Origin of the sequence: Dietzia maris, assembly GCF_014144855.1 — a bacterium.
Classification (GTDB): domain Bacteria; phylum Actinomycetota; class Actinomycetes; order Mycobacteriales; family Mycobacteriaceae; genus Dietzia; species Dietzia kunjamensis.
This window is the reverse complement of the sequence record NZ_JAALDN010000422.1, coordinates 1-5,278: the sequence shown is the minus strand read 5'-3', so window position 1 is coordinate 5,278 and position 5,278 is coordinate 1. Positions and strand designations below refer to the sequence as shown.

Below are 5,278 nucleotides of genomic sequence, written 5' to 3'. Positions count from 1 at the left end.
GTGCGGGAGGTGGTGCTCATGCGTGGATCTCCTCGGTCGTGGTGGGGCCGGCGCCGTGGTCGCCGGTGCGGCGGTCGGGGTCGTCGGACGCCGAGCCTGCGGTGGCGCCGCGGCGGGTCTGTCCTCGCGGGTCACCCGGCCACCACACCTTGTCCCCCACGAGGGTGAACAGGGCGGGCACGACCAGGGTGCGCACGACGAAGGTGTCGAGCAGGACACCGAGGGCGACGATCACGCCGACCTGGGTGAGCACGATCAGCGGAAGGACGCCGAGGACCACGAACACCGAGGCGAGCACGATGCCGGCGGAGGTGATGACGCCGCCCGTCAACGCGACGGCGCGGACCATCGCCTCCCTGGTGGCGTGGGTGGAGGCCTCCTGGCGGGCCCGGATGGTGAGGAAGATCGAGTAGTCCACGCCGAGGGCAACCAGGAACAGGAAGCTGTACAGCGGCACCGACACGTCCAGGCCGGGGAAGCCCAGGATCTGGGTGGTGACGAACGTGCCGAGCCCGAGAGCGGCGAGCGACGAGAGCACGGTCGCCGCCATGACCAGCAGGGGCGCGACGACCGACCGCAGGACCAGAACCAGGACGACGAACACCACGAGCAGGATGAGCGGCGCGATCAGGGTGAGGTCACGCAGGTTGCCCTGGGACGTGTCGACGGCCTCGGCCACCGACCCGCCCACCAGCGCCTCGGCACCGGGGACCGTGTCGACGGCCTCGCGGAGCGCGATCACGCTGTCCTCCGACCGGTCGGTCGCGGGCGCGGCGTCGAGGACCACGGTGACGCGGCTCCATCCCGTTCCGGACTCGCCGGCCGGGCGGGCGGACACGAGACCCTCCACATCCCGGACCGCCTCGGTGATCTTTCCCTCGGTGCCGGTGCGGGTGAGCACGGTGACCGGGTCGGTGACGCCGGCCGGGAAGTGCTCGGCGGCGGTCTCCAGCCCGGCGGCCGCCTCGGAGGGGGTGCGGAACTGCTCGGTCTGGCTCAGGCCGATACGGGTGCCGAGCAGGCCGAGCGACAGCACGGCGAGGAGCAGGACACAGGAGACGAGGACCGTCACGGGGCGATTGACCACACGCGCGGCGACGCGGCCCCAGACGCCCGGGGGGGCGTCCTCGTCGAAGTCCCGCGGGGTCTCGGGGGCACCGTCGTCGGCGTGCGTGCCGGCGGGCCCCTCGACCGGGCGCGGGATGAACGGCCAGAACAGGCCGCGGCCGCACACGGCCAGCGCGGCGGGCAGCGCGACGAGCGCGTAGACCAGGGCGACCAGCAGGCCCACGGCCGCGGAGGCGCCGAGCGATCGGTAGTTGGGAAGGGCCGCCAGGAGCAGGGTGAGCAGGGCGAGCACGACCGTGACGTTGCTGGCGACGATGGCCGGGACCGCGCCCCGGTACGCGTCGCGGAGGGCGGTTCGACGATCCGAGGTCTTGCGGAGTTCCTCGCGGTAGCGGGACACCAAGAGCAGAGCGTAGTTGGTTCCGGCACCGAAGACGAGGACGGAGACGATGCCGGAGGTGGACCCGTCGACGGTGATGTCGAGTGCCTCGCCGACCTCGGCGACCAGCAACGCTGCGACGCGGTCAGCGACACCGATGATGATCAGCGGGACGAGCCAGAGCACCGGAGAGCGGTAGGTGACGATGAGCAGTACCGCGACGACCAGGGCCGTGGCCGCCAGGAGTCGGAAGTCGGCGCCCTCGAACGCGGCAGCGGTGTCAGCGGCGAACCCCGGGCCGCCGGTGAGCTGGGCGTTCACGCCCTCGTCGAGACCGTCGGCGACGGCGTCCCTCATCTCCGACACCAGGTCGCTGGCCCCCCCGGAGAGGAACTGGGCGTCGACCGGCACCAGCATGAGGGCGGCGGCGCCGTCCTCGGACGGGATGGGGCCCTCTGCGGGAGCACCGACGACCTCGGCCATGCGCTCGCCGGCACCGACGGCCGCGGCGATGCCCTCGGGCCCCAGCTCGCCGCCGTCCTCGCGGGTCACGACGAGGACCGCCGGAACGGACTCGGACCCCGGGAACTCGCGCTGGATCTCGGAGACGAGTGCGGCCTCGGAGTCGTCCGGGAGCGTCTGTGGCCCCTGCGACGAGCCCTCCGATGAGGCGAAGGCGAACACCGCGCCGCTCACGAGGAGCACGACCACGAGCATCAACCACGCGGAGAGCTTGCCCGTGACGACGCCCACCCACCCGTCGGCCGCCCCCGGCCGCCCCGTCGACCCTGACTCGTCTCTAGCCGAGCGCTCAGCTCTCATCGGCTCCCTTGGCTTCACACGTCGTATTCGGAGAGGAACGCCTCGAGGATGGTGGTGACCTCGTCCGGGCGTTCCATGCTGGGTGAGTGCCCCGCGCCGGGGATCTCGCGATAGCGCGAGCCCGCGATCAGCTCGGTGATGCGTCGGGATTTGTCGGGGGGCGTGGCCGCGTCCTCGGACCCCACCACGACCAGGGTCGGGGCGATGATGCGGATGGCCTCGTCCTCGCACGGGTCACGGTCGGCGACGGAGTCGATGGCCTTGACCAGCCCCACGCGATCGGTGCGCTCGAGCTGGGTCATCCACTCCTGCACCCAGGGGGCGTCGAGGTTGCCCTCGGCCAGCATGATCGGCGCCACCCGCGCACGCAGGGGCTTCATGCCGGCCACGCGGTACACCTTGGACAGCGTCTTGTACTTGCTGCGGTTGGCCGGCTCCTCCGCGGTGGCGGCGGTGTCCATGAGCGTCAGGGTGTGCACGATCTCCGGGTTGCGGGCGGCCAGGCGCATCCCCACGAACCCGCCCATGGACAGGCCCACGAAGTTCACCACCGGGATCTGCAGGTGCCGCAGGAGTTCGGACACGTCCACCGTCAGGGTGTCCATGTCGTAGCCACCCATGGCCCGCGGGGAGTTGCCCTGCCCGCGGAAGTCGATCGTCACGCACCGGTACTTGTCGCGCAGACGGGCGATCTGGTGCTGGAACATCCAGCCCGAGAACAGCAAGCCGTGGGCGAAGAACACCACCGGGGCGTCCTGGCGTCCCGCGGGGGCGCCGGTGTCCGTGTAGGCGATCGTCGTGTGACCGCGCTGGAAGGTGGGCATCGTGGCGTTCTCCTGACGTGCTCTCGTGGCCGCCTGGAACGGCCTCTACGGTCGTACGATACGACGCCCGCCCGGGCGCGAGGCGGCCTCGAGCCGATCCGACGTGCGGTCGGCCGACATCGTCACCTCAGGGTGACCAGTCGGCGCGGGTCGTCGGGTCCGGCCGCCCGCTCGAGGTGCTGGTGTTCGTTGACCGCGATACACGTCATCCCGCCCCGACCCACCACGACCCGGGCGGTCCCGGTGTTCACGGTCACGCGCTGCAACCGGGTCCACAGCCCCACGACTCCTTCGGGGTCGGCGAGGAGGCCGGCGACCGCCAGGGAGATCGTGCCGGCGGAGGAGACGACGACGGTCGTCCGGCCCGTCCCGGACCTCGCGGCGGCGTCCGCCAGGGCGTCGTCGGCGTCGCGTCGGTACTCGGCGAACGCCTCGAGTCCCGCCCAGTGTCCGAGGGCGGCGTCGAGTTGACGCTGGAACGCCTGTTTGGCCTCGTCGGAGGCACCGGCGGAGTCGAGGGTCCCGTGCTCCGTGGTCAGGCCGGCCACGCGGGCGGCCTCCAGCACCGCGTCGGCGTCGTACTCGGCCCAGCGCTCGTCGACCTCCACCGCGACGTCCTCGGCGGCGTCCCGGTCGTCGTGGGCGCGTAGCCCGGCGAGCAGGCCCTCCGCCGTCTCGCGCTGTCGGCGCAGGCCGCCGTGGATGATCACGTCGGGCCGCAGCCCGCGGCCGGCCATGTCCTCGCCGGCCAGGCGCGCCTGCAGGTGGCCGGTCTCCGACAACCGGTCGTAGTCGCCGCTGCCGAACGAGGCCTGCCCGTGGCGGACGAGGTGGATGGACCCCATCAGCGCCCACCACCCGACGTGCCGGTGGGTCGCCCGCCGATCACGGGGAGATCGCTGATCACCGGCAGGCCTCCGAGCAGACCCGTCACCTTGCCCCGGACGTCGTGGACGCGCCCGGCGAGCAACGGGAGCACGACCCGCGGGACGCCGAGCAGTTCCGGGACCACGTCCCGCGGGGAGACCCGGGTCGGCGTGAGACGACCGTCGCCCGTGCGGATGATGCGCAGGCACCGCTGCTCGAGGAACGCCACTCCGGGTCGGAAGGCGCGGAACGCCGGGTTGGTGGTCTGCCCGTGGAAGTAGCGGTGGTTGATCTGCTGGGCGATCACGGCCAGGCGGAACAGACCGAACACCTCGTAGAAGCGCCACTGCTCCGCGGTGATGTCCAGTCCGGCCCGGCGGGCGTACCGCTCGACGACCTGCTTGCGGGTGAGCATCCCGGGCGCGTGGGTGGGCTGGCGGCGGAACGCCTTGAACAGCGGGCCGTCGTCGTCCTGCACCCAGTAGGCGAGTGCCCCGCCGAGGTCCATGAGCGGGTCGCCGACGGTGGCCATCTCCCAGTCCAGGACGCCGATGACGTGGGTGACGTCCCGGGGATCCAGCACGAGGTTGTCGAAGCGGAAGTCGTTGTGCACCAGGCAGTGGCCCACGTCGTCGGGCTGGTTGGCGTGCAGCCACTTCATCACCGGGGCGAAGTCGGGCACGTCGGGGGTGCGGGCGCGACGGTAGCGGGCGGACCAGCCCTCGACCTGGCGGCGCACGTACCCCTCGCCGCGGTCGAGGTCGCCCAGGCCCGCGGCCCCGACGTCCACCGAGTGGAGGTCGGCGAGCGCGTCGACGGCCGCCTCGGCGAGGTGCCGGGTGGTGACCCGGTCCATGAGCAGTTCGCGGGGCAGCTCCTTGCGCAGGATGGTGCCCTCCATCCGCTCCATCACGTAGAAGTCCGAGCCGATCACCGAGTGGTCGCCGCAGAACCCCACCATGCGCGGCACCAGCGGGTACACCGGTCGCAGCGCCGACTGGACGCGGTGTTCGCGCTTCATGTCGTGGGCACCGCGGGCCTTCGTCCCGGCCGGCGGGCGCCGGAGGACCAGGTCCGCGCCCGGGTAGCGCAGCAGGTAGGTGAGGTTGGACGCGCCACCGGTGTACTGCCGGACCTCCGGGATGACCGGCTCGTCGTCGTCGCCCAGATTCACCCCCGCCAGCACGGTCGGGTCGTCGGGCGTGATCGACCGCAGCCACGCGGCCACGGCCTCGACGTCGAACGCGTCCTCACCGCGCACCGCGTCGGTGCCGGGGACGCGGCGGCGCAGGGCGGCGTCGCGGTCGGGCGTGCCGTC

General features: G+C 72.4%; 4 protein-coding genes. All 4 read right to left on the bottom strand.

The genetic code is table 11. From position 1 onward, the window contains the following. Positions 1-16: 16 nt before the first annotated feature. The 4 genes from G6024_RS13570 to G6024_RS13555 all read right to left on the bottom strand — a co-directional run bounded on the left by G6024_RS13570 (position 17) and on the right by G6024_RS13555 (position 5,251). Entirely contained in the window at positions 17-2,164 is a 2,148-nt protein-coding gene (locus tag G6024_RS13570) for an MMPL family transporter (protein WP_235027910.1), read from the bottom strand. Between the two features lie 119 nt (positions 2,165-2,283). Further along, positions 2,284-3,093: an alpha/beta fold hydrolase gene (locus tag G6024_RS13565; RefSeq protein WP_069389914.1), complete on the bottom strand. Its 810-nt coding sequence runs from the start codon at positions 3,091-3,093 to the stop codon at positions 2,284-2,286. Positions 3,094-3,215: 122 nt separating this feature from the next. Further along, on the bottom strand, positions 3,216-3,938 hold the full coding sequence (locus G6024_RS13560; RefSeq protein ID WP_069389915.1) for a histidine phosphatase family protein: 723 nt from the start codon (positions 3,936-3,938) through the stop codon (positions 3,216-3,218). Further along, entirely contained in the window at positions 3,938-5,251 is a 1,314-nt protein-coding gene (locus tag G6024_RS13555; RefSeq protein ID WP_156776340.1) for a phosphotransferase family protein, read from the bottom strand. Before G6024_RS13555 ends, G6024_RS13560 begins: the two co-directional genes overlap by 1 nt. Positions 5,252-5,278 lie beyond the last annotated feature (27 nt).

Bases quoted from the DNA above. Each gene is read 5' to 3' on its own strand.
- G6024_RS13570 (WP_235027910.1), bottom strand. From the start codon at position 2,164: ATGCTCGTGGTCGTGCTCCTCGTGAGCGGCGCGGTGTTCGCCTTCGCC.
- G6024_RS13565 (WP_069389914.1), bottom strand. From the start codon at position 3,093: ATGCCCACCTTCCAGCGCGGTCACACGACGATCGCCTACACGGACACC.
- G6024_RS13560 (WP_069389915.1), bottom strand. From the start codon at position 3,938: ATGGGGTCCATCCACCTCGTCCGCCACGGGCAGGCCTCGTTCGGCAGC.